General features: G+C 64.9%; 25 protein-coding genes and 1 other annotated feature. Of the genes, 14 read left to right on the top strand and 11 right to left on the bottom strand.

Annotation, left to right across the window (positions count from 1 at the left end):
• Positions 1–187 precede the first annotated feature (187 nt).
• Genes ACOJTD_RS20705 through ACOJTD_RS20715 form a run of 3 tightly spaced genes read right to left on the bottom strand, consistent with a single transcriptional unit; the run spans position 188 to position 2,156 of the window.
• On the bottom strand, positions 188–676 hold the full coding sequence (locus ACOJTD_RS20705; protein ID WP_420134747.1) for a hypothetical protein: 489 nt from the start codon (positions 674–676) through the stop codon (positions 188–190).
• Positions 677–693: 17 nt separating this feature from the next.
• Complete coding sequence (gene flgJ, locus ACOJTD_RS20710) at positions 694–1,035, bottom strand: flagellar assembly peptidoglycan hydrolase FlgJ (RefSeq protein ID WP_420134748.1); 342 nt, start codon at positions 1,033–1,035, stop codon at positions 694–696.
• Positions 1,035–2,156, bottom strand: coding sequence for a flagellar basal body P-ring protein FlgI (locus tag ACOJTD_RS20715; protein ID WP_420134749.1), 1,122 nt, complete (start codon positions 2,154–2,156; stop codon positions 1,035–1,037). Before ACOJTD_RS20715 ends, flgJ begins: the two co-directional genes overlap by 1 nt.
• Before the next feature lie 310 nt (positions 2,157–2,466).
• Between ACOJTD_RS20715 and ACOJTD_RS20720 the strand changes: the two genes are divergently transcribed.
• The 3 genes from ACOJTD_RS20720 to ACOJTD_RS20730 all read left to right on the top strand — a co-directional run bounded on the left by ACOJTD_RS20720 (position 2,467) and on the right by ACOJTD_RS20730 (position 5,255).
• Entirely contained in the window at positions 2,467–2,883 is a 417-nt protein-coding gene (locus tag ACOJTD_RS20720; protein WP_420134750.1) for a flagellar assembly protein FliX, read from the top strand.
• A gap of 190 nt (positions 2,884–3,073) precedes the next feature.
• Positions 3,074–3,439, top strand: coding sequence for an RNA polymerase-binding protein DksA (dksA, locus tag ACOJTD_RS20725; RefSeq protein ID WP_234831092.1), 366 nt, complete (start codon positions 3,074–3,076; stop codon positions 3,437–3,439).
• 178 nt (positions 3,440–3,617) lie between these two features.
• Positions 3,618–3,673: a sequence feature (sul1 is cis-regulatory element that is thought to sense ions involved in sulfur or methionine metabolism; They are found in Alphaproteobacteria), on the top strand.
• 97 nt (positions 3,674–3,770) lie between these two features.
• Positions 3,771–5,255 (top strand): SulP family inorganic anion transporter, encoded by a 1,485-nt coding sequence (locus tag ACOJTD_RS20730; RefSeq protein ID WP_420134751.1) that lies wholly within the window; start codon positions 3,771–3,773, stop codon positions 5,253–5,255.
• 13 nt (positions 5,256–5,268) lie between these two features.
• Here the strand turns inward: ACOJTD_RS20730 and ACOJTD_RS20735 are convergent, their stop codons facing one another.
• The 5 genes from ACOJTD_RS20735 to flgF all read right to left on the bottom strand — a co-directional run bounded on the left by ACOJTD_RS20735 (position 5,269) and on the right by flgF (position 9,329).
• Positions 5,269–5,520, bottom strand: a complete 252-nt coding sequence (locus ACOJTD_RS20735; protein WP_420134752.1) for a DUF3551 domain-containing protein — start codon at positions 5,518–5,520, stop codon at positions 5,269–5,271.
• A 395-nt stretch (positions 5,521–5,915) separates the two neighbouring features.
• Complete coding sequence (flgH, locus tag ACOJTD_RS20740) at positions 5,916–6,674, bottom strand: flagellar basal body L-ring protein FlgH (RefSeq protein WP_254981546.1); 759 nt, start codon at positions 6,672–6,674, stop codon at positions 5,916–5,918.
• Between the two features lie 5 nt (positions 6,675–6,679).
• Entirely contained in the window at positions 6,680–7,756 is a 1,077-nt protein-coding gene (gene flgA / locus ACOJTD_RS20745; protein ID WP_420134753.1) for a flagellar basal body P-ring formation chaperone FlgA, read from the bottom strand.
• Positions 7,757–7,767: 11 nt separating this feature from the next.
• Positions 7,768–8,556, bottom strand: coding sequence for a flagellar basal-body rod protein FlgG (gene flgG, locus ACOJTD_RS20750; RefSeq protein WP_054162088.1), 789 nt, complete (start codon positions 8,554–8,556; stop codon positions 7,768–7,770).
• Between the two features lie 11 nt (positions 8,557–8,567).
• A complete protein-coding gene (gene flgF / locus ACOJTD_RS20755; protein ID WP_254981549.1) occupies positions 8,568–9,329 on the bottom strand; it encodes a flagellar basal-body rod protein FlgF in 762 nt (253 codons plus the stop codon).
• Between the two features lie 361 nt (positions 9,330–9,690).
• On the opposite strand from flgF, the gene fliL reads away from it, so the two are divergent.
• From fliL to ACOJTD_RS20775, 4 genes are read left to right on the top strand one after another with little or no spacing between them, the layout of a single operon-like run.
• Positions 9,691–10,194, top strand: a complete 504-nt coding sequence (gene fliL, locus ACOJTD_RS20760; RefSeq protein WP_420134754.1) for a flagellar basal body-associated protein FliL — start codon at positions 9,691–9,693, stop codon at positions 10,192–10,194.
• 6 nt (positions 10,195–10,200) lie between these two features.
• Positions 10,201–11,403: a flagellar motor switch protein FliM gene (gene fliM, locus ACOJTD_RS20765; RefSeq protein WP_054162091.1), complete on the top strand. Its 1,203-nt coding sequence runs from the start codon at positions 10,201–10,203 to the stop codon at positions 11,401–11,403.
• Complete coding sequence (locus ACOJTD_RS20770; RefSeq protein WP_420134755.1) at positions 11,400–11,837, top strand: DUF6468 domain-containing protein; 438 nt, start codon at positions 11,400–11,402, stop codon at positions 11,835–11,837. The genes fliM and ACOJTD_RS20770 overlap by 4 nt, the downstream gene beginning before the upstream one ends.
• On the top strand, positions 11,834–12,610 hold the full coding sequence (locus tag ACOJTD_RS20775; protein ID WP_420134756.1) for a flagellar protein FlbB: 777 nt from the start codon (positions 11,834–11,836) through the stop codon (positions 12,608–12,610). The genes ACOJTD_RS20770 and ACOJTD_RS20775 overlap by 4 nt, the downstream gene beginning before the upstream one ends.
• 53 nt (positions 12,611–12,663) lie before the next feature.
• Here the strand turns inward: ACOJTD_RS20775 and ACOJTD_RS20780 are convergent, their stop codons facing one another.
• Complete coding sequence (locus ACOJTD_RS20780; RefSeq protein WP_420134757.1) at positions 12,664–12,993, bottom strand: GrlR family regulatory protein; 330 nt, start codon at positions 12,991–12,993, stop codon at positions 12,664–12,666.
• Positions 12,994–13,335: 342 nt separating this feature from the next.
• On the opposite strand from ACOJTD_RS20780, the gene ACOJTD_RS20785 reads away from it, so the two are divergent.
• A complete protein-coding gene (locus ACOJTD_RS20785; RefSeq protein ID WP_420134758.1) occupies positions 13,336–17,166 on the top strand; it encodes a tetratricopeptide repeat protein in 3,831 nt (1,276 codons plus the stop codon).
• A gap of 112 nt (positions 17,167–17,278) precedes the next feature.
• On the opposite strand, the gene fliP is transcribed toward ACOJTD_RS20785, so the two are convergent.
• Positions 17,279–18,046, bottom strand: coding sequence for a flagellar type III secretion system pore protein FliP (gene fliP, locus ACOJTD_RS20790; protein ID WP_420134759.1), 768 nt, complete (start codon positions 18,044–18,046; stop codon positions 17,279–17,281).
• Entirely contained in the window at positions 18,043–19,062 is a 1,020-nt protein-coding gene (locus ACOJTD_RS20795) for a flagellar biosynthetic protein FliO (RefSeq protein ID WP_420134760.1), read from the bottom strand. Before ACOJTD_RS20795 ends, fliP begins: the two co-directional genes overlap by 4 nt.
• Positions 19,063–19,393: 331 nt before the next feature.
• Between ACOJTD_RS20795 and flgB the strand changes: the two genes are divergently transcribed.
• The 6 genes from flgB to ACOJTD_RS20825 all read left to right on the top strand — a co-directional run.
• Positions 19,394–19,804: a flagellar basal body rod protein FlgB gene (flgB, locus tag ACOJTD_RS20800; protein ID WP_420134761.1), complete on the top strand. Its 411-nt coding sequence runs from the start codon at positions 19,394–19,396 to the stop codon at positions 19,802–19,804.
• Positions 19,805–19,829: 25 nt separating this feature from the next.
• On the top strand, positions 19,830–20,255 hold the full coding sequence (gene flgC / locus ACOJTD_RS20805; protein ID WP_420134762.1) for a flagellar basal body rod protein FlgC: 426 nt from the start codon (positions 19,830–19,832) through the stop codon (positions 20,253–20,255).
• 34 nt (positions 20,256–20,289) lie between these two features.
• Complete coding sequence (gene fliE / locus ACOJTD_RS20810; protein ID WP_420134763.1) at positions 20,290–20,595, top strand: flagellar hook-basal body complex protein FliE; 306 nt, start codon at positions 20,290–20,292, stop codon at positions 20,593–20,595.
• A gap of 126 nt (positions 20,596–20,721) precedes the next feature.
• Positions 20,722–20,985 (top strand): flagellar biosynthesis protein FliQ, encoded by a 264-nt coding sequence (gene fliQ, locus ACOJTD_RS20815; protein ID WP_420134764.1) that lies wholly within the window; start codon positions 20,722–20,724, stop codon positions 20,983–20,985.
• A gap of 112 nt (positions 20,986–21,097) precedes the next feature.
• Entirely contained in the window at positions 21,098–21,865 is a 768-nt protein-coding gene (gene fliR / locus ACOJTD_RS20820) for a flagellar biosynthetic protein FliR (RefSeq protein ID WP_420134765.1), read from the top strand.
• Between the two features lie 26 nt (positions 21,866–21,891).
• Positions 21,892–22,674: EscU/YscU/HrcU family type III secretion system export apparatus switch protein (locus ACOJTD_RS20825; protein ID WP_420134766.1), on the top strand; the 783-nt coding region annotated here is incomplete at its 3' end.

Below are 22,674 nucleotides of genomic sequence, written 5' to 3' on the forward strand. Positions count from 1 at the left end.
TCCGGTCCAGCATGCTGCACAGAACGCCTGAATCTAGTCCTGCAATCTGGCAGTGTATTTGAGTCAAATTGCAGGATTGCGACGCGTTGGCGGACGTTTTGGCGTCCGCACCGCTGCCACAGGTTTGCCTCATGCCCGCGAAGCCTGCAGAGGCCTGTTTTGAGGACGTGATAGGTTACCGCTCAGCCTACAGCGAGCGGCTGACCGCGATCGGCGTCAGGTTGCGCGAGCCCGGCGTGGCGCGTGTGCCCGCGGCCGTATAGGTCTGCGGAATGTTGCGCCGCTGCACCTCGGCGTTGACGCCACGCACGATGCCTTCCGACACCGCATGCGCGGTCGCCAGCACCGTCAGATTCACCTGCAGCATCGCGCGAAACACCTCGTGGTGCCGATGCAGCGCCCCGAGCAGATCCGGCGTCGCCTTCGCCATGTAAGGCTGGCTCGCGCGCACCAGCGTGATCGCGCCGATGTAGCGTTTGGTGAGCTCGTTCTTCTGCGGCTCGAGCTTCATCGCCTCCGGGATCTTGCCGGCGCGCACGAGCTCGGTCTCGCGTTCGATCAGTGCCAGCAGATCGTTCATCACTTGCGTCAGCGCATTGGCCAATTGCCGCGCATCGTTCGGCGAAGCGACCGACTGGGCCGGGGCAGGGGCCTGCTGGCGTTGCATCTGCATCATCGCGGAGTCCTTTGCGCTCAGGCCTTGGCGTTTGCTTGCTGAAGAATGAGGGTGCGGAAGACATCGCTGGCGATGCCGACGCCGCCGGATTTCGCGATGGTCTGCGAATATTGCTCCGTCAGCATCGAACGCCACACGCCGGTTCCCACGGTGTCGCCGAACGGACCTTCGCCCTTCAGCCCGCTGGTCATCTGCGAGAACATCGAATTGAGGAACATGCCTTCGAAGTCCTGCGCCGACTTGCGCGCCTTGCTCTGTGCCTCGGGCGACACCTTGGCGAGAGCCGCGGTCAGATCGTAGTCCGGCCGACCGTTCCGAATCTGCGGCGTGGTGGAGTACGTGGTCGGGACGATCGACATCACATCACCTCGATATCGGCTTCGATCGCGCCCGCCGCCTTGATCGCCTGCAGGATGCCGATCAGGTCGCGCGGCCCGATGCCGAGCCCGTTGAGGCCGTCCACCAGCTGCTGTAGCGACACGCCGTCCTTGACCAGCGCGAGCTTCTTGCCGTCCTCGGTGACGCCGACCCGCGTGTTCGGCGTCGTCACTGTGCGGCCGCGCGACAGCGGATTGGGCTGGCTGACCTGCGGGCTCTCGGAGATCGACACCGTGAGATTGCCCTGCGCGACCGCCACTGTGGCGACGCGCACATCACGACCCATCACGATGATGCCGCTGCGCTCGTCGATGATGATCTTGGCGGCCTGATCTGGCTCGACCTGCAACTGCTCGATCTCGGTGAGAAACGCGACGGCGTTGCCCTTGAACTCCGCCGGGATCGAGAGCTGCACGGTCGACGGATCGATCGGCTCGGCGCTCTTGGTGCCGAGGAAGTCGTTGACCGCGGCGGCAATGCGCTTGGCGGTGGTGAAGTCGGCATTGCGTAGCGCCAGCCGCACCATCGGCAGCCGGTTCAGCGCGAATTCGATCTCGCGCTCGATGATCGCCCCGTTGGCGATACGGCCGACGGTCGGAACGCCGCGGGTGATCTTGGCGGCTTCGCCCTCGGCCTGGAAACCGCCGATCGCCAGCGAGCCCTGCGCGACCGCATACACGTTGCCGTCGGCGCCGAGCAGCGGCGTCACGAGCAGGGTGCCACCCTGCAGGTTCTTGGCATCGCCGAGCGCCGACACGGTGACGTCCATCCGGGTGCCCTGGGTGGCAAACGCGGGCAGATTGCCGGTCACCATCACGGCCGCGACGTTGCCGGTGCGGATCGTGGCGCCCCGGATGTTGACGCCCATTCGCTCCAGCATCGCTTGCAGCGATTGCTTGGTGAAGGGGATGTTGTTGAGCGTGTCGCCGGTGCCGTTGAGGCCGACGACGAGGCCGTAGCCGATCAGCTGGTTCTGCCGCACGCCTTCGATATTGGCGAGATCCTTGATGCGTGAGGTCGCGCTGGCCGCCACGCCCGACAGCAGCAGCGCGGACAGTGCGGCTGCGGCCAGCTTCAGGATCGCGGTGGAAACTCTCGGCATTCTCGGCTCCTCGGCGGGCCGTCGCGCGCACGCGTGACTCGGCCTCGGGATCGGCCTTGCGAGAGCCGTGCCAGCGCTCTGTCTTGCTATAAGTATTTGGATTAGATGGAGAAAGCCAGATGGCGCGGTCGCCGCCGGGCAGCCGGGTCGAGCCAAAACTGCCCCAGGCTCGGCAAATTTTGCCGATCGTTTACGTGGCGTTAACCATATCTGGCGACGGTAGGTTCCGGGGCTCTGAGTGCCCTTGCCAGCTTGGGTGTATGCTGTTCAGGCGCGGCGGCTAGCCAGGAACTGTCCGGCGAGAGAGACCATGCGAATTTACGGCCCGAACGGCACCACCAATTCGACCTCCTCCGGCCCGACCCGCCGGACCGGATCGAGCACATTTTCGCTACCGACCAGCACCGCCCAGCCCGAGCCGGAAGCGCGCGCCGTGCATGCGCCGCTGGCCCCGACCGGGCTCGAAGCGCTGCTCGCGATGCAGGGGGTGGAGGACGCCACCGAGCGGCGCAAGCGCTCCGTGGCGCGCGGCCGCTCCGCGCTCGACGTGCTCGACGATCTGAAAATCGGCCTGCTGGCCGGCATGTTCAACCCGTCCACGGTGGCTCGGCTGCGCGCCGCGGCGGCGGAGCTGAAGACGTCCTCGGGTGATCCTGGTCTGGATGCGGTATTGGCGGAGATCGAATTGCGGGTCGAGGTCGAACTGGCCAAGGCCGGACAATACTGACCGTTTGGGTAGAAGTTCCTTCTTTATAAGTTTGTGCAGCCCGCCGTGGCGGGGCGGCGGACGATATTGTCTGTCATCGGCGCGCGCTATATAAGCTGCCGCGCAGGCGGGGTTTTTGCCGCCCAACGAGATCATGGATTGCCCCTTGGAAAAGTTGAAAAGCTATCGACCCTCCGAGAAAGAGCCGTTCATGAATGAACGGCAGCGTGAGTATTTTCGTGCGAAGCTGCTGGCCTGGAAGGATGAGATTTTGCGCGAAGCAAAGCTCACGCTCCAGACCCTCCAAGAAGAAAACGTCAATCATCCCGACCTGGCCGATCGTGCCTCGTCGGAAACCGACCGCGCGATCGAACTGCGCGCGCGCGATCGGCAGCGCAAGCTGATCTCCAAGATCGACGCCGCGTTGCAGCGGATCGAAGATAATACCTACGGCTATTGCGAAGAGACCGGGGAGCCGATTTCGCTGAAGCGGCTGGAAGCCCGTCCGATTGCAACGCTGTCGGTGGAAGCGCAGGAGCGCCACGAGAAGCGCGAAAAGGTCTATCGCGACGAGTAGTCGCGCTAATCTAAAGCAGTTTGACGGCGCCGCTTCCGGTTGGATGCGGCGCTGTTTTTTTGCGCGGAGGCGTCTTCGCGGCAAAGCCTCAGCGAAGCCGATCGCGGAGCCACAGTCGGGCGCGGTCATCGCGTCGATATTGCTTTGCAGAATTTGATCGATTAGTCTTCGGCTATCAATCGGACCCGGTGCAACTCCGGGTGGCTCTTCCGGCCGCCAATCCGCCGGACCACGCAAAACATCACGGGCTTTTCAGGATCGGCCGTCTCGGCTGATGGCCCCTTTGCGCGCGCGACGCGTCCTTCACGCGTCCAAAAACGGAAACTTCCTCATGGATATGGTTCACCTGCGAAGTGAGTGGGCTCCCCACGTCACACGTGAATTGCTGGCCGGGACTGTCGTCGCGCTGGCGCTGATTCCCGAAGCGATCGCATTCTCGATCATTGCCGGCGTCGACCCCAAAGTCGGTTTGTATGCGTCGTTCTGCATTGCCGTGGTCACCGCATTCGCAGGCGGACGCCCCGCGATGATCTCGGCTGCGACCGGCGCCACGGCGCTGCTGATGGTCACGTTGGTGAAGGAGCACGGCCTCGGTTATCTGTTCGCGGCGACCATCCTGACCGGCGTGATCCAGATCATCGCCGGCATGCTGCGGCTCGGCACCTTGATGCGCTTCGTGTCGCGCTCGGTGGTCACTGGCTTCGTCAATGCGCTCGCGATCCTGATCTTCCTCGCCCAGATGCCCGAACTGATCGGACGTGGTCCGGTGGTGTACGCAATGACGGCGGTCGGGCTCGTGATCATCTATGGGCTGCCGCGACTGACCCGGGTGGTGCCATCTCCGCTGGTCGCGATCCTTCTGCTCAGCGCCGTGTCGATGTATCTCGGCCTCGACATCTACAAGGTCGGCGACATGGGCGCGCTGCCGACCGAATTGCCGTGGATCGCGCTGCCGCAGGTCCCGTTCACGCTCGAGACGCTGCAGATCATTCTGCCGACATCACTTACCATCGCGATGGTCGGCTTGCTCGAAAGCCTGATGACGGCGGCGATCATCGACGAGATGACCGACACCACATCGAATAAGAATCGCGAATGCGCCGGGCAGGGGGCGGCCAACATCGTATCGGGATTTCTCGGCGGCATGGCCGGCTGCGCAATGATCGGCCAATCGGTGATCAACGTCTCGTCCGGCGGACGTGGCCGGCTGTCGACGTTGTGGGCCGGCGTCTTCCTGCTGTTTCTGATCGTCGTGCTCGGTCGCTACGTTGCGCAGATCCCGATGGCGGCGCTGGTCGCGGTGATGATCATGGTGTCGATCAACACGTTCCAATGGCGGTCGATCCGCAACCTGGTCAGCCACCCGCGGTCGTCGAGCCTGGTCATGCTCGGAACCGTCACGGTGGTGGTGGCGACGCACGATCTCGCCAAGGGCGTTCTGTTCGGCGTGATCCTCAGCGGGCTGTTCTTTGCCCACAAGGTGACGCGATTATTTCGCGTGGTCTCGTCGCGCGACGAAGCGTCGACGGTGCGTCACTACAAGGTGGCCGGTCAGATCTTCTTCGCAACCGCCGACCCATTCCACAACGCTTTCGACTTTCGTGAGGCTGATTTGGAGTGGGTTGTGATCGACCTGTCCGCGGCTCATCTCTGGGATATCACCAGCATCAACGCGCTGGATCGTGTCGTGCTGAAATTCCGGCATCATGGCATCGCCGTCGATGTGATCGGGATGAACGACGCCACGGCAACGCTGGTCGAGCGGCTCGGCACACACGACAAGCCCGGCGCCGCGCTCGGCGGCTCCGGCCACTGATCTGTGCCGCGGCTCAGCGCCGGTAGCGGCGCGGCTCCGGCTGCTGCCGCTGTGCGCCGAAGGCGAACACCGGATTGACGTCGCAATAGGCCTTGGTGCCCGACGCCGTCACCATGCACTGCTGATAGGAATCGAACTGGCAATTTCCGGGGTAGCCCCATTCGCCGCCCTGCAGGCAATAGGGGAAATCGCGCGCCTGAGCCGGCGCTCCGGCGAAGCTGAAGATCGTCGCAGCCGCGATCAGCGCGGCGCCCGTCCTGGTCATCTCGTCTCTCCATCGTGCCCACGTCTGCGAAGGCAGGTCGCCGGGCTGATGGGAAAATAGTGCCCGCACGGGCCGATACAACAGCGATGTGGGAATGAGCGTGATGCGCGCGATCGTGCCGGTATGAGCGTGCGGGAGCGAGTTGGGAAAGTGTTCGTGCTGCGCAGGCCCGACGGAAGCCGGCGGACAATTAACAATTATACGTCTCTGCATGCGATCAGCGCCATCGGATGTCATCCGCAGCCGCGGCTTGCCCGCTCGTCGTCGGTGAACCGTCGTGTCGCAAAAGGCCGCGGCCTCCGTCCGGAGGGAGAGCCGGAGGAGGCCGCGTTGGAACACCTGACCGCGCCTAGGTTCGCGGCCGGGTGTGGGAGCTCGTTGTCGGATCGTGATGATCAGAAGGGCAGCAACACGTCCATCACCTGTGAGCCGTAGCGCGGCTGCTGCACATCGGTGATCTGGCCGCGACCGCCATAAGCGATGCGGGCCTGTGCGATCTTGCTGCTGTCGATGGTGTTGTCGCTCTGGATATCTTCAGGCCGAACGATGCCGGCGACGATCAGTTCGCGGACTTCGAAGTTGACGCGGATTTCCTGCTTGCCCTCGACCACCAGGTTGCCGTTCGGCAGCACCTGCGTCACCACCGCGGCGACGCTGGTCTGCAAGGCTTCCTGCCGCTGCACCGAACCCTTGCCGTCGCTGGTGGAGGTCGAGTCGGTGGTCAGGATACGGCCCGGCAGCACCGCGGCGGCGGGCGCCGTGATGGTCTTGCTGCCGATGAAATCGGTGATGCCGGAGTCCTCGGTGTTCTTCCGGCTGCGCTGGGTCTCGTTGGCGATGTTCGCCTTGTCGGTGAAGTTCACCGTCACCGTCATGATGTCGCCGACCTTGGCGGCGCGTTGATCGCGGAAGAAGGCGCGCGAACCGTTCCGCCACAGCGAGTTGGCGTTGTAGGACGCGACCTCCGGCTTCGGCATCGGCATCTGCACCGGCTTGTAGCCCGGCTGCGTCGTCGGATTTTCAATTGCGCTCAGCGCCGGCCGTTCGCCGATCGAGGCGAGCCGGTCGATCGAGGAGCAGCCGCCGGCGAGACCGCCCATCCCGACGAGTGCGGTGATCAGGACGATGCGGTTGATTGGGGCGAACTTGAACATTGAACTCACTCGGGCTTCGCGGAGGCGGACGTACGGGCGATCGCGGGTTCGGTCGGCGCGGCGGGGGCGGCGCTGGCGAGGACGCGCGGCACTGCGACCGTCACCATCACCTGGCCGCGTCCGACCACGGTGGCCGTCACGGTGCGCTTGGATTGCAGATTGAGGACGTTGATGACGTCGCCTTCGGTGCCGGTTTCCAGCGCCTTGCCGCGCGAGGTGAGATAGATGCCGGCCGCCTGGTAGATCAGCGTCACGCCCTGGTCGCGCGTGACCAGATCGGGCTTGGAGAGGTCGGCCGTACGCAGGATCTGGCCGCCGCGCAGCGTCCGCCGCGTCTGCATGCCAACCGCGGCATCATAGGTGACCGTGTCGGAGGCGATCTCCGCCTTCGGTCGGCGCTCGATCGCAAGATCGGACGCCTTGATTACTTCATTCCGCTCGACCGGCCGTGTCAGCACCGTCACCTTCGCGGTTTCCACCGCCGTGCCGGTCACGCGCAGCCGCACCGGGGCGGCATCGGCGCCGCCGGCGATCTCGAAGCTGAAGTCGAACCGGCCGCTGCGGCGGTCGAAGCGGTCGGAGACGAGTTGCGGCGCTCCGTCGAAGTTGGCGGGCAGCGTGCGTGACTCGATCTCGCGGTCCCAGCTCAGCGCCAAGTCCTCGGCCTCACCGAAGCCGTGGCGCCGCTGCAGCGTGTCGATCACCTGCTGTTCGATTTCCTTCGCCGGCAGATTGCGGGCGAGGCGCGTCACGGTGACTTCGCGGATGTCGCGGGTATCGACGCCGATCACCTGATGAGCGCGCAGCGCGGCGATGACGGCGGTGGTGGAGAGCGAACCGGTGGTGCCCAGATCGGGCGCGCGATACACCGGGATCTGCGCGGCGACACCCGCGTTCTCGATCAGGTCGCCGATCCGCACCAGTTCGTCGGATACATCGATATGGGCGCGCAGCACCGGCGTGCGCAGAACTTCTTCGATCTGCGGCGACAGCGCGGGCACCGCAGCCGGGGGAGCGGTTTCGGCTGCGACGGCCGCGAGCGGCGCGGTGAGCAGGGCGGCGGCGAGGAGCGAGCGGATCATCGTCAACTCCCTCAGCGGAACATGTTGGAGGTGGATTGCAGCATCTGATCGGCGGCGCTGACGACCTTCGCGTTCATTTCGTAAGCGCGCTGCGCGGCGATCAGGTCGGAGATCTCGTTGACGACTTCGACGTTGGCCTGTTCGAGCGTCTTCTGCATGATGTCGCCGAGACCGTCGTTGGTGGCGATGCCATCCTGCGGCGGGCCGGATGCCTGCGTCTCGAGGAAAAGGTTGTCGCCCTCCGGCTGCAGGCCGGTCTTGTTGATGAAGCGGGTCAGGCCGATCTGGCCGATCACGGTCGGCGTGGTCGAACCGGAGACCGTCACCGAGACCTGACCATTGCTGGCCACCGTGATGCCGTAGGCGCCGTTCGGGATGGTGATGGTCGGCTGCACCGGATTGCCGCCGGCGGTTACGACGCGGCCGGTGTTGTCGGTGGTGAACGAGCCGTCGCGGGTGTAGCGGAAGGTGCCGTCCGGCATCTGGATCTTGAAGAAGCCTTCGCCGCGCACCGCGAGGTCGAGGTCGTTGCCGGTGGTCGACAGCGTGCCCTGCGTCATCAGCCGCGGCGTACCGACGGTCTTCACGCCGCCGCCGATATCGACGCCGACCGGGATGATCGTTCCCTGGTCCGACGCTTGCGCGCCGACGCGGCGGACGTGGTCGTAGATCAGATCCTGGAACTGCGCCGTCTGCTTCTTGAAGCCGGTCGTCCGCATGTTGGCGATGTTGTTGGAGATCACCTGGACGTTGAGCTCCTGAGCGGCCATGCCGGTCGCTGCGGTGTAGAGTGCGCGCATCTCAGGTCTCCTTACGCCGGTACATCAGCGAGCCGCTCGATCGCGGTCTTCTGCAGATCGCCCTCCTGCTGCAGCAGAGAGGCGACGGACTGGTAGGAGCGGGTGACGGCGATCATCCGCGACATCTCGGAGACGGAATTGACGTTCGACTTCTCGACGAAGCCCTGGCGGACCACCGCCTTGGTGTCCGGCGCGCCGGGATCGTTGGTGGCGGCGAACAGATTGCCGCCCTGCTTCTCCAGGCTCTGCGGCCGCGCGAACGACACCAGCCGCAGCTTGCCGCGCAGCGAGTCGATGGTGGCGGTGCCCTCGAGCACGCTGACATTGCCGTCGGCGGCGATGTTGATCGCCTTGTCGGTCGGCTGAAACACGATCGGGCCGGAATTGCCGAGCACCGGATAGCCCGAGGCGTTGACGAGCTGGCCCTGCGGATTGATCGTCAGCTTGCCGTCGCGGGTGTAGCGCTCGCCGGCCGGCGTCTGTACCACCAGGAAGGCCGAGCCGTCGATCGCGATGTCGAGCGGGTTCTTGGTCTCTTCCAGCGGGCCGGAGGAGAAGTCGTGATAGGCGGCGCGGTCCTGCACGAAGCTGACGCGGCGGTCCGGCGACGGAAAATTGTCTTCGTGCGCCCCGGTGTTCAGGAATTCCTGAAACATCGAGCGCTCGGCCTTGAAGCCGTTGGTATTGATGTTCGCCAGGTTGTTCGCGACGACATCCATCTGTCGTTCGAGCACGACCTGCCGCGACAAGCCGACCAGAAGCGTATTCTGCATCGGTGGTTCTCCCTTTAAGGATCCGCCTCCAGTCCTCCCAGACCTTCGCCGGATCTCCGTGAACCGACGCTCTCCCAAGCGGCGGTTCGCTCATTCGTCTTGCGAGCACCGTGCCAACTCGCAAATCTTATAAAAATCAGTATGTTATCGATTTTGAGAGCGGCTCGGAGGTCGGCAATAAGGACTTGTTGACCATGTTGCCCGGCAAAAACTTCCTAGCTGGAGGCGGTCTGGAAAGGTTCCGTTAACCATTGCGACATTAGCGTCGTGCAATCAGGGCTCGAGGCGCTGGCGGCTTTAGTATCGCGTTGACGGTTCGCCTGGACGGCACATCGGCTCTTCTTGCAGGCGGACGCGGCCGATGGCGGATACAGAGAAACCGGAAGAAGGCGCCGAGGGTGCCGAAGGCGCTGCGCCGAAAAGCAAGAAGAAGCTGATCATCATTGCGGCGGCGGCCTTGCTGCTGCTCGGTGGCGGCGGCGGGGGCGCGTGGTTTTTCCTGTTCAAGGGGCACGGCGCCGAGAAGGAACACGCCGAACACGTCGAGAAGGTGAAGCCGCCGAACTTCGTCGAGGTGCCCGAGATCATGGTCAACCTCGCCGGCTCGCCGGGCGAGCGGGTGCAGTACCTCAAGGCCAAAATCGTTCTCGAGGTGAAGGACGACAAGCTCGCCGAGCAGATCAAGCCGACGATGCCGAGGATCACCGATCTGTTTCAGACTTACTTGCGTGAACTGCGCTCGAACGACCTGAACGGGTCGGTCGGGATGTTTCGGATGAAGGAAGAGCTGACCCGCCGGGTCAACGTCGCGATCGCGCCTGCTCAGGTGAACGCGGTGCTGTTCAAGGAAGTTCTGGTGCAGTGAGCTGACATGGCCGGCCAGGAACAACTCGACCAGGACGCCATCGCCGCCCAATGGGAAGCGTCGATGGCCTCGGAAGATCCCGAGGCTGCTGCGAAGGCGGCGCAGGAGAACGAACTCACCGGGACGATGGCGGAGCAATGGGCCGCCATGGTCGACGACGGCGGCCGCGATCTCGGTGGCGGCAAGAACGGCGGCGAGCGCGTGCTGTCGCAGGAGGAGATCGACAATCTCCTCGGCTTCAGCGTCGGCGAGGTCAATCTCGACGAGAACTCCGGCATTCGCGCGATCATCGACTCGGCGATGGTCTCCTACGAGCGTCTGCCGATGCTCGAAATTGTGTTCGACCGCCTGGTGCGGTTGATGACGACGAGCCTGCGCAATTTCACCTCGGACAACGTCGAAGTCTCGCTCGATCGCATCACCTCGGTGCGGTTCGGCGACTACATGAACTCGATCCCGCTACCGGCGGTGCTGTGCGTGTTCAAGGCTGAGGAATGGCAGAATTTCGGACTCGCCACCGTCGACTCCAGCCTCATCTATTCGATGATCGACGTGCTGCTCGGCGGCCGGCGCGGCCAGGCATCGCTGCGGATCGAAGGGCGGCCCTACACCACGATCGAAACCAATCTGGTGAAGCGACTGCTCGAGGTCGTACTCGCCGACGCCGAGCAGGCGTTCCGCCCGCTGTCGCCGGTGGCGTTCTCGATCGACCGGCTTGAGACCAACCCACGCTTTGCGGCGATCAGCCGTCCGGCCAACGCCGCCATCCTGGTCCGCCTGCACATCGACATGGAAGACCGCGGCGGCAATATCGAACTGCTGCTGCCTTACGCCACGATCGAGCCGATCCGCGGCGTGCTGATGCAGATGTTCATGGGCGAAAAATTCGGCCGTGATCAGGTCTGGGAAGGTCACCTCGCGACCGAAATCGGCCAGGCCGATATCTCGGTCGATGCGGTGCTGTACGAGGCCGAGGTACCGTTGAAGCAACTGATGGCTCTGCAGGTCGGCGACACGCTACCGCTCGAACTGCGCGCCGACGCGCTGGTCGCGGTTCGCTGCGGCAACGTCACCCTGACGGAAGGCCGGATGGGCCGCGTCGGCGACCGCGTCGCCATCCGCGTCACCAAGCCGTTGCGCAAGCCGGTCACGACCTACGCCATGTTCGAACGCACCGACGAACAAAGCAAAATGATGGAGGCACAATGAGCCATACACTCGGACTCGTCATCGAAAGCCTCGTCGCCATGCTGTTGCTGCTGACGATCGGCTACTGCTGGCTGCTCAACAAGAGGCTGCTGCGCCTCAAAGCCGACGAGCAGTCGCTGAAGGCGACGATCGGCGAACTGATCACCGTCACCGAGATCGCCGAGCGTGCCATCGGCGGGCTCAAGCTGACGGTGCGTGAGGTCAACGAGAATCTCGGCCGCGAGATTGCGTCTGCCAGCACGCTGTCGGAACAACTCAAGAAGCAACTCGCCGAAGGCGACAACGTGCTGCGCCGGCTGTCGAAGATCGTCGCCGCGGCGCGGCCGTCGTCAGAGCAGCCGGAAGCGCAGCCGACCTTGTCGGCGGCGCGCGCCAATGCTGCTGCTGCGGAAGCCTTCGCCGAACGGCGACGACATAGTGGCCTCGCTGCATGAACGCATTTCGGGACGTCCGCATCCTCCCGGTTGTTCTGGTCGCGATCCTCGGCCTTGCCGTGCTGAAGATTGCCGGCCTGCTGCTCGATGGCGGCTACGTGTTCGATTACGATCCGAACACGAGCAAGCCGTCATGGGCGCAGGCCAACCTGAACTATCCGGGCGGCGCCACCACCAAGGCAGCGGATCCCGATCTGAACTCCGACATCACCGGCTCGGTCCAGGCGCCTCCGAAAAAGGAGGAGCCGAAGCCTGCCGTGGCGGCGCCCGAAGAGACCAAGCCTCCCGAAGAGCAGCCGCCCGCCATCTCGCCGTCCGAGCGCGCAATCCTGGAGCGCTTGCAGGCGCGTCGGCAGGAACTCGATGCGCGCGCCCGCGAGGTCGAGATCCGCGAGAGCCTGCTGAAAGCGGCCGAGAAGCGTATCGAATCCCGCGTCGAGGAGATGAAGGCGACCGAAGGCCAGATCGGCAAGGCGACCGAGCAGAAGAGCGAGGCCGACGCCGCGCGCTTCAAAGGCATCATCACGATGTACGAGTCGATGAAGCCGAAGGACGCGGCGAAGATCTTCGACCGGCTCGAGATGCCGGTGCTGATCGAGATCGCGTCGCAGATCGCGCCGCGTAAGATGTCCGACATTCTCGGACTGATGACGCCGGAAGCCGCCGAGAAACTGACCGTCGAACTCGCGCGCCGCGCCAGCGGCAAGGGCGCTGCGACAGCCTCCGCTGCAGCGCTCCCGAAGATCGAGGGACGACCGGTGCCGGCGCGGTAACTAATTACTCTATTTGTACGATGGCGCGCATGACGACGCCAGTTGCGGTGCGATCAGTCGCAGATTCGCGTCAGTACGGCCTTGAACCCGAGCGCGGGAGCTTCGGCTGCGACGCCCTCGACCTGAGCGAAGTCGCCGATCGAGGAACCTTGAAACTCGACGCGAACTTCATCGACGCCGAACACCGACGCGATGTTCGGATCGTTGGTGTGGCGACGGCTGCTGATCTTGCCGCGGATCTTGCCACCGTCCTGTTCGTAGGTGCCGATATAGGCGAATGCCGAGCTCCCGCCGCGCAGCTTGCCGTCTTCGGCGAAAACGACTCCGACGGCTTTGCGACGCGGCGTTTCAAATTCGACTTTATACAATCCCTTCAACAGCATGACTAAAGCGGTCCCCAATTAACCGGCTGCTCGAAAGTCTCGCCTGTGGTGCGGATATTGATGTGAAAAGAAAAGGAGGAGGCCCGCGCGAAGTCATACTACAAAAAACAGGATTAGCCGACCTATTTGAATCAAACTCGACGCAACCCAGCTCCTCGCCCGGCTGTCGCACGGCTTTGATATCAACGGGTTCGGTCGATGGTTAAACCAGCGTTAACGGCTTTCATGATGAAGTAACGTCGAATTGCCTGCGCGGCGTGCCGCGCGGGACGCGATGCGTCGGATAACGCGAGAGGGCGGCTTCGGTTCGCCCGCAAAAGGGTCGTTGACCGGAAGAAACCGATGGCGCGGATGGCTGCCGTTGCAAGCTGGTCGCAGGTGCTCTGTTCGCGCCTCGCGCGAGTCTGCCTGACATTGGCGCTCTGTCTCGGCGTGGTGCTGTCGGCGCGCTCGGCTGCCGCGCAGCAGGCAGTACGCGGCGAAGCTAGCTTCGAGGCGACCGGTGGCTATGGCCGGCTGCTGTTCAACCTCGCCGAGGATGTCGACTCCGACGTGGTGATGGCCGGACTGATCGTGGTGATCAGGTTCAAGCGGCCGGTCGATATCCCGGTCGACAAGCTGACCGACGCGGCGCGCGATTACATCGGCTCGGCCAGGCTCGATCCGGATGGCTATGCGGTGCGTCTGGCGCTGCTGCGCAAGTTCACCGTCAATCCGATGGTCGCCGGTGAGCGGCTCTACATCGACTTCCTTCCGGATAATTGGGTGGGCGCGCCGCCGAGCCTGCCACAGGATGTGGTCAAGGCACTGGCTGAACGCGCCCGTGCTGCCGAGCGCGCGCTGCGCGCCCAGCAGGCGAAGGCCGAGGTCAAGAAGCGGCCGCCGATCCGCGTCCGCGCCTCGATGCAGCCGACCTTCGCGCGCTACGTGTTCGAAGTGCCGCCGGGCGTTCAGGTGTCGTCGACGCTGACCGAGAAGAAACTCACGGTGCATTTCAACACCGGTCTCAATTTCGATCTCGCCGACGCGCAACTCGCGGGTGCGCCGAATGTCGGCGCGATCAGCCAGAAGACCGATGCCAACGGCTCGAGCGTCGACTTCGCGCTGATCGGCGGTGCGGACGTGCGCTCGTTCCGCGAGGACAAGAACTTCATCGTCGACGTCAGCTTCCAGCCTCAGGAAAGCGAACCGCCGAAGAAGAACGGCGCCGCGCTGATGCTGCCGGAGATTGCCAAGATCGCGGCGGCCAATTCGGAAGCCAAGGCTGATGCCGGCAAACCCGAGGCGAAGCCCGAACCGGCCAAGCCTGAGACCAAGCCCGCAGCGGCGGCCGAACCGAAGGCCGGCGCGAAAGCCGACGCCAAGTCCGACACAAAATCTGAGGCCAAGTCTGAGGCCAAGTCTGAGGCGAAGCCTGAGGCCAAGTCCGACACCAAGTCCGACACCAAGCCCGAGACGAAATCTGCGGCGAAGCCGGCTCCCCCATCACCTGCGGCGCAGCCCGTTGCCTCGCCCAAGTCCGCCGCCCCGGCTTCGCCGGCCGGACCGTCGGCTCGCCTCGGAGACAAGGCGCTTCCGGCGACCGGGCCGCCGGCGGTTACCACTCCCGCAGCGGCCGTTGCTGCAGCAGGACCTCCCGCAGCCGCAATAGTCGCGCCGGCCGCTCCCGCTGCGCCTGCAGCCGCAGTGAAACCTGCTTCGCCGCCGCCCGCCGCAGCTTCCAATCCGTCGCTGTCCAGCGCCGCCCGCCCGGTCGAGGGGCGCCGTACGTCGGACGGTCTGCAGCTCGACCTTTCTTTCGCGGCGCCGACGCCGGCCGCGCTGTTCCGGCGTGGCGAGGTACTGTGGCTGGTGCTCGACAACACCGTGCCGTTCGATCTCACCGCGATCCGCCGCGAGGGTGGCGGGATCGTCGGCGATGTCAGCCGCATCGCACTGCCGAATGGGCAGGCGATCCGCATCCGGCTCGATCGTCCGCAACTCGCGACGCTGAGCGACGAGGACGGTACCGGCAAGTCCTGGTCGATCACGCTCGCCGATTCCGGCCGCTCCGCATCTCGACCGTTGACGGCCGTGCGCAACATTGCCGATCCGAACCGGGCGACCGTCAGCATCGCGCTGAGCGGCCTCGGGCAGATGCATCGGCTGGTCGATCCGGAAGCAGGTGACGCGCTGACGGTGGTGACCGCGCTGCCGCCGCCGCGCGGCTTCATCAAGCGGCAGACCTTCGTCGAGTTCAATCTGCTGGAAACGCTGCACGGCGTGGTAATCGAACTGAAGTCCGACGACGTCGCGGTCGAAACCGCGGTCGATGCGGTGGTGCTGACGCGGCCTGGTGGGCTCACGCTGTCGTCGGCGGAGCCGGCAGGGCAGGCGGGTACGCCGGCCGAGCGGCCGTTCTTCGATATCCCGCAGTGGTCGAAGGATCAGGAAGGGCGCTATCTGCCCGCGCTCGACGCTCGCATCAACGCGCTCTCGACCGCGAGCGGTGACGATGTGCTGCCGGCGCGGCTTGATCTGGCGCGGTTCTATATGGCGCGCGGCATGTACCAGGAAGCCAAAGGCGCGCTCGATCTGGCGCTGCTCGGTATGAAGTCCGGGCAGGAAGACGCGGCGACGATGATCGGCCACGCCGCCGCCACCGCGCTGATGGAGCGGCCCGAGCAGACGCTGAAAGATATCGCCAATCCGGCGATCGCCTCGACCTACGACGCGCAGATGTGGAAGGGCGTTGCGTTGGCGCGCCAGGGCAAATGGGCCGAGGCGCGCGAGAAGCTGAAGTCGGTGCAGTTCGCCATCACGGCGCTGCCGCTGGACATTCAACGCGAAGTCCTCGAAACCGCGATGCGCGCCTCGCTGGAAGTGCGCGATTACTCCGGCGCCGCCAAGATCAGCAGCGATTTCGATCTGGTCGGCGTGCCGCCGGCGATGGCGCCACAGGTGACGATGATGCGCGGCTGGCTCGACGAGGCGCTCGGCCGCGATCAGGATGCACTGCGGCGCTACAAGGAGGCGATGGCTTCGCCGGATCGCCAGGCCGCCAGCGAAGCCAGGTTTCGCGATATCGTGCTGCGCAGCAAGCGCAACGAGCTCTCGCCGGAAGATGCTCTGCCCGAGCTCGAGCGGCTGTCGATGACTTGGCGCGGTGACGATCTTGAAGTCCGCACCCAGCAGTTGCTGTCGAAGCTTTACGCCAACGCCGGCCGTTATCGTGAATCGCTTGCGGCCGCCCGCACCGCGACGCAGCTCGCGCCGAATTCCGAATATGCCCGCCAGGCGCAGGACGACAGCCGCGCGCTGTTTGCCCAGATGTATATCGGCAACAAGGGTGACGACACGCCGCCGATCGAGGCGCTCGCCACCTTCTACGAATTTCGCGAGCTGACGCCGATCGGCCGTCGCGGTGACGAGATGATCCGTCGTCTTGCCGACCGTCTCGTTGCTGTGGATCTGCTCGATCAGGCCAGCGAGCTGCTGCAGTATCAGGTCGACAAGCGGCTCGAGGGCGCGGCGCGAGCGCAGGTCGCGGCGCGGCTGGCGATGGTCTATCTGATGAACCGCAAGCCGGACCGCGCGATCGCGGCGCTGCATTCGTCGCGCATCGCCGATCTCGCCGGCGAGTTGCGTCAGCAGCGGCTGTTGATCGAGGCTCGGGCGCAGAGCGATATCGGCCGTCACGATCTCGCGCTCGACATCATCAGCAATATCGGCGGCCGCGAGGCGATCCGGCTGCGCTCCGATATCTACTGGGCGGCGCGACGCTGGCGCGAGTCCTCGGAGCAGATCGAACTCTATCTCGGTGATCGCTGGAAGGATTTCACGCCGCTGTCGTCAGACGAGAAGAGCGACGTGATCCGTGCCGTGGTGGGCTACGCGCTGGCGGAGGATGCGCTCGGTCTCGGTCGCTTCCGTGAAAAGTTTGCGCCGCTGATGACCGATCCGGCCGATCAGACCGCTTTCGACATCGCCAGCAAGCCGACCTCGGGCGACAGCGCCGCCTTTGCGGCGATCGCCAAGATGGCGGCGAGCGTGGATACGCTGGAAGGCTTCCTGCGCGAAATGAAGCAGCGCTTCCCCGACGCCAGCGCGAGAGCCACTCCGCCTGGGGCCGACATGACCTCGACCGGCTCCATCCGCCCGGAGAAGGTGCGCGTCATCAAGATGACGCGGTGAACTGACTCGTCTGCGATACGACAATTTATCGTTTCGTCATTCCGGGTTCGCTCGGTGTCGCTACGCGCCCCGACTGACTCACGGAAAGGCGAGGGGAACTTCGAGGTGGTCGCTACCCGCCGCCGCCGTAGCTTTGCACCAGGCTTCCGGCCACCAGCGACCAGCCGTCGACCAGCACGAAGAAGATCAGCTTGAACGGCAGTGACACCACGACAGGTGGCAGCATCATCATGCCCATCGACATCAGCACCGAGGCGACGACGAGGTCGATGATCAGGAACGGCAGGAACAGCAGGAAGCCGATCTCGAACGCACGCTTGAGCTCCGAGATCATGAAGGCCGGCATCAGGATGCGAAGCGACAGATCCTCCGGCGTCGCAGGCGGCTGTTCGCCGGAAAGGTCGAGGAACAGCTTCAGATCCTTCTCGCGCACGTTCTTCTGCATGAAGATGCGCAGCGGCCCGGACGCACGGACCAGGGCGTCTTCGACGCTCATCTCGTTGGCGATCAATGGTTTGATGCCGTCGTCATAGGATTTTTGCAGCGTCGGTCCCATCACGAAGGCGGTGAGGAACAGCGCCAGCGCGATGATCACCGCGTTGGGCGGCGCAGTCGCGGTGCCGAGCGCGGTGCGTAGCAATGACAACACCACGACGATGCGGGTGAACGACGTCATCATGATCAGGATCGACGGCGCGATCGACAGCACCGTCAGCAGCGCGATCAACTGGATGGCGCGTTCGGTGACACCAGTGCCGCCGCCTGCACCAAGACTGATGCTGACGTCTTGCGCATGCGCCGACGTTGCCAGCGCAATGGCGCTGGTGATCAGGACGGCGAGAAACTGGAAAACTCTACGCGGATGGCTCGGCGGGCTCACGAAGGTGTCTTCGGCCGGCCCAACAGCGACGCCATCTCGTCTTCGAGGCTTTCGAAGCCGGACTTGGTCGCAGGCGCGGTAGCCGCCGGCGGCTCCGGACGTGGCTCGGGTGCGCGCGGGGCCGGACGAGCCGGTTCGGGAGCGGCCGGAGTGGCGGCTTCGGGCTTGGCGTCCGGCGGGCGGCGCAGCGCCGCTTCGAGCCTGTTGGCCATCTCGGCGAGATTCTGGTCGGCGGCCGACAGGGCGGCAGCGGACGAAGGTGTAGCCGCAGCAGCGGCCGGAGCCGGCGCGCTGGACACTGGCGGCGCGAGCGGCGCCGGCGAGGCAATCGGCGGAATCGGGCGCTCGGTGCGGACCGGCGCCTTGGGAAGTTCGGGCCGCGGCGGGCGCGGCATCACCGGATCCGGACGCGGGCGCGGGCCAGGCTCAATACGCGGCTCGGGCCGAGCTTCCGCGCGGGGCTCGGGACGCGTCTCCGGCCGGCTGACCGGCGGCAGCTCGGGGCGGACCATCGGCTCGGGAACGAGTCCGGCGAACGGATCGCTGGGCGGGAATTCGCTGGTCCGGCGCGGCGGCATGGGGGCCGGACCCGGCCGCCGGGGTTCCTCGGTGAAGGACGGCCGCGCCGGGCGCGGCGGCAGTTCGGGCAGCAGCGGTTCGGGCGCCTCGGCGGCGCCTTCGGCTTCCCAATCCGCCGGACCGAGCCGGGGCTCGATGCTCGGTCCGGAGCGGGAGGCTTCGCGGGCCGGATTGGCGCGCACGATGGCGGTCTCGATGACGACGTCGCTGGGGCCGCCGATCATCAGCAGGTGTTCGACATTGTCGCGGCGGACCAGCACCAGCCGGCGCCGGCCGTCGACCGCGGCGGCGTCGATGACGGCGAGGCGGGGCATCCGGCCGCTCTTGGTATGCGTGCCGAGACGATTGCCGGCGAAGCGGCGGACCAGCCACGCGGCGGCGCCGATCATTGCCAGAACGGCCAGAAACGCAAAAAAGAACATCAATGGCTGTTGCATGCTCGATCCCCGGAGAAGCGCATCGGTTTTTGCCGTCGGTAGCGGCCCAAAACGGGTCGAGCCCGGCGACGGGCGGCGCGCTCCTTAACCCCTTCTTAATAACCGCCGGCCGGAACTGCCATCCGATTTTTCTCTTACGCCACGAATCATGGGGACCAAACGGTGCGATCGGCCGCATCCCGAGCCGCGCGCGCCCAGCGGCAACGCTTTCGTAATGAAGTGGCAAGCCTTTCGTAACCAATCTTAACCGGTCGTTAACCATCCACCCGGCAAATTCTGCCTACTCCCGGCGGAGGCGCAACGCGCGTCCGAGACCGGGATGGAGGCGGCGATGGCGATCAACGATCTTCCGATGCTGGCGGCGCTGCGCACCAAGATGCAATGGCATCAGGAGCGGCAGAAGGTGCTCGCCGAGAACGTCTCGAATTCGGACACGCCGAATTTCAGGCCGAAGGACCTGGTCGAGCCGAAGTTCGATTCGGCCGGCCAGCTGACCGGCCCCACCGCAGGCGGTTCGCTACCGATGATGATGACCAGCACATCGCATCTCAAGCCGCCGGGCGGCACCACCACCTTCTCGGAAGATCGCCGGGTCGGCTTCCAGACGCGGCCCGCCGGCAATGCCGTGAATCTCGAAGACCAGATGATGAAGGTCTCGGCCAACCAGATGGACTATGCGGCCGCGACCTCGCTCTACAGCCGCAGTCTCGGTCTGCTGAAGACCGCGATCGGCAAGCGCTGACCACCGCGAGCAGGGAGCCTGAACCATGGCAGACGATGCAGGCGATTTCGCAAGGTCGATGGGTATCGCGACCTCCGGGCTGCGTGCGCAGGCCGGACGGATGCGGGTGATTTCGGAAAACATCGCCAATGCCGATTCCACCGGACAGACGCCGGGTGGCGATCCCTATCGCCGCAAGGTGCCGACCTTCACCTCGACGCTCGACCGCGCGCTCGACGCGCGCACCGTCGCGCTCGGCCGCGTCAAGCCGGACACGTCGGCCTTCCAGCTCAAATACGAACCGACAAATCCGGCGGCCGATGCCAACGGCAACGTCAAGTATCCCAACGTCAATTCGGTGATCGAAATGACCGACATGCGCGCCGCGCAGCGGTCCTACGAAGCCAATCTCAACGTCATCAGCGCGACGCGCCGGATGATCCAACGCACCCTCGACATCCTCAAGGCCTGACCGGACCTGAGCCAGCCTCTCCAGGAGACCACCGATGGCATCCCCGATTTCCGCCGCCAACGCCTATGCGAGCCTCGCCCGTCTCGCCAATCCGGCCGGCGCCGGCAAGCCGACCGACAACGGCCCGTCGTTCGGCGCGCTGGTCAAGGACGCGATGAACAGCGTGCTCGATGCCGGCCGCAAGTCGGACGCGCAGACCGTGGCGATGGCCAATGGCAAGTCGAACATCATGGACGTGGTGACCGCGGTCGCCGAAACGGACGTTGCGGTGTCGACGCTGGTGTCGGTGCGCGATCGCGTGATCCAGTCCTACGAAGACATCCTGAAGATGCCGATCTGAGTCTTCGTCGACCGACGGAAACCCCCATCATTGAGGGCGAACCAAGGTCGGTCCGACGCGCACGGAATTGAACTGCTGCGCCGCTTCGCTCCTCGCGCTGACGCAGCATCACATGAAAGATCATCCATGACCGGTCCTGAAACTCTCGACGTCGCGCGCGATGCGATCTGGACGATCGTCATCGTCTCGGCGCCGCTGATGGTGGTCGGCCTCGTGGTCGGCGTCGCTGTGTCGCTGGTGCAGGCGCTGACGCAGATCCAGGAGCAGACGCTGGTTTTCGTGCCTAAGATCATCGCGATCTTCATCACTCTGGTGCTGACCTTGCCGTTCATGGCGGACCAGCTCCACGTCGAGATGCTGCGGATCTCGTCGCGAATCACCGGCGGTTGACGCATGATCGGGACCCGCGCCTCCGGCCGGTGCGCAGCGTTGGCGGCGAGGTTTGCCGCGCCTGACGCTGGCGTCGCCGTGGAGGCGAACTGTCCCGACGCAGAACCCGGCCATGCGCATCGACGTTTCGTTTCTGCCCGCGCTCGGCGCCGCCTTCATGCTGGTGTTTGCCCGCGTGGGCGCGATGGTGATGCTGTTTCCGACGCTGGGCGAGACCAACATTCCTACCCGCGTCAAGCTGTCGATCGCGCTCGGTCTGACGCTGATTATTCTGCCGCTGCATCGCAACGCGTATCAGGTCGACATGTCGTCGATGACGCCGCTGCTGGTGCTGATGATCCAGGAGATCATCATCGGCATCGTGCTCGGCGCCACGGCGCGCGTCACGCTGGCGGCGCTGCAGGTGGCCGGCTCGGTGATCGCGCAGCAGCTCGGGCTCGGCTTCGTCACCGCGGTCGATCCGACGCAGGGTCAGCAGGGGCTGCTGATCGGCAACTTTCTGACAATTCTGGGCGTGACGATGCTGTTCGCCACCGACTCGCACCATCTGGTGATCGAGGCGCTCAGCGACAGCTACCGGATCTTCGCGCCGGGCGAATTGCTCAACAGCGGCGACGTCGCGGCGCTGGCGACCCGCGCATTCGCCGCGTCCTTCAAGATCGGCATGCAGCTCGCGGCGCCGTTCCTGGTGTTCGGTCTGGTGTTCAACATCGGGCTCGGCATTCTCGCCCGGCTGATGCCGCAGATGCAGGTGTATTTCGTCGGTGTGCCGCTCTCGATCATGATCGGCTTCATCATTCTCGCGGCGGTGCTCACCACCATGATGGGCGCGTTCATCGGCTATTTCGGTGGCGTCATGCAGGACATGACGCTGCGCTGAGCCTCACCTTCGGGGAGCGCTGAGCGATGGCCGACGATAACGACGAAGAGAAACAACAAGAGCCAACACAGAAGCGTCTCGACGACGCTCTGAAACGCGGCGACGTCGCCAAGAGCCAGGAGGTCAACACCTGGTTCGTGATCGCGGGCGGCACGCTGCTGCTGTCGAGCTTTTCGGGTTCGATCGGCACCGGCGTCACCGGCCCGATGAAGACCCTGATCGAGAAGTCGTGGATGCTCAAGGTCGACGGCGCCGGCCTGCTGGCGCTGACCAAGAGCCTGATGTTGACGCTGATCTCGGTGCTCGGCGTACCGCTGCTGCTGCTGGCGCTGGTGGCGATCGGCAGCAATCTGATCCAGCACCGGCTGGTGTTCTCGACCGAGGGGCTGACGCCGAAGTTCAGCAAGCTGTCGCCGATGGAAGGCGCCAAGCGCCTGTTCGGCAAGCAGGCGCTGGCCAATTTTCTCAAGGGCCTGTTCAAGGTCATCGTGCTCGGCGTGATCATGGTCGCCGTGCTGTATCCGGAACGTGACCGGCTCGACGCGCTGCTGCAGATGGATGTCGCAGCGCTGCTCGGCGTCACCGTGTCGCTGACGCTCAAGCTGATGGGCGCCGTCGCCGGGGCGCTCGCCTTCGTGGCGGCAGGCGACTACTTCTTCCAATATCGTACCTGGCACGAGCGGCAGAAGATGTCGCTGCAGGAGGTGAAGGAAGAGTACAAGCAGTCCGAAGGCGATCCGCACATCAAGGGCAAGATCCGGCAACTGCGCTATCAGCGGATGAAGAAGCGGATGATGGCGGCGGTGCCG

This window comes from Rhodopseudomonas sp., assembly GCF_048594845.1.
Classification (GTDB): Bacteria; Pseudomonadota; Alphaproteobacteria; order Rhizobiales; family Xanthobacteraceae; genus Rhodopseudomonas.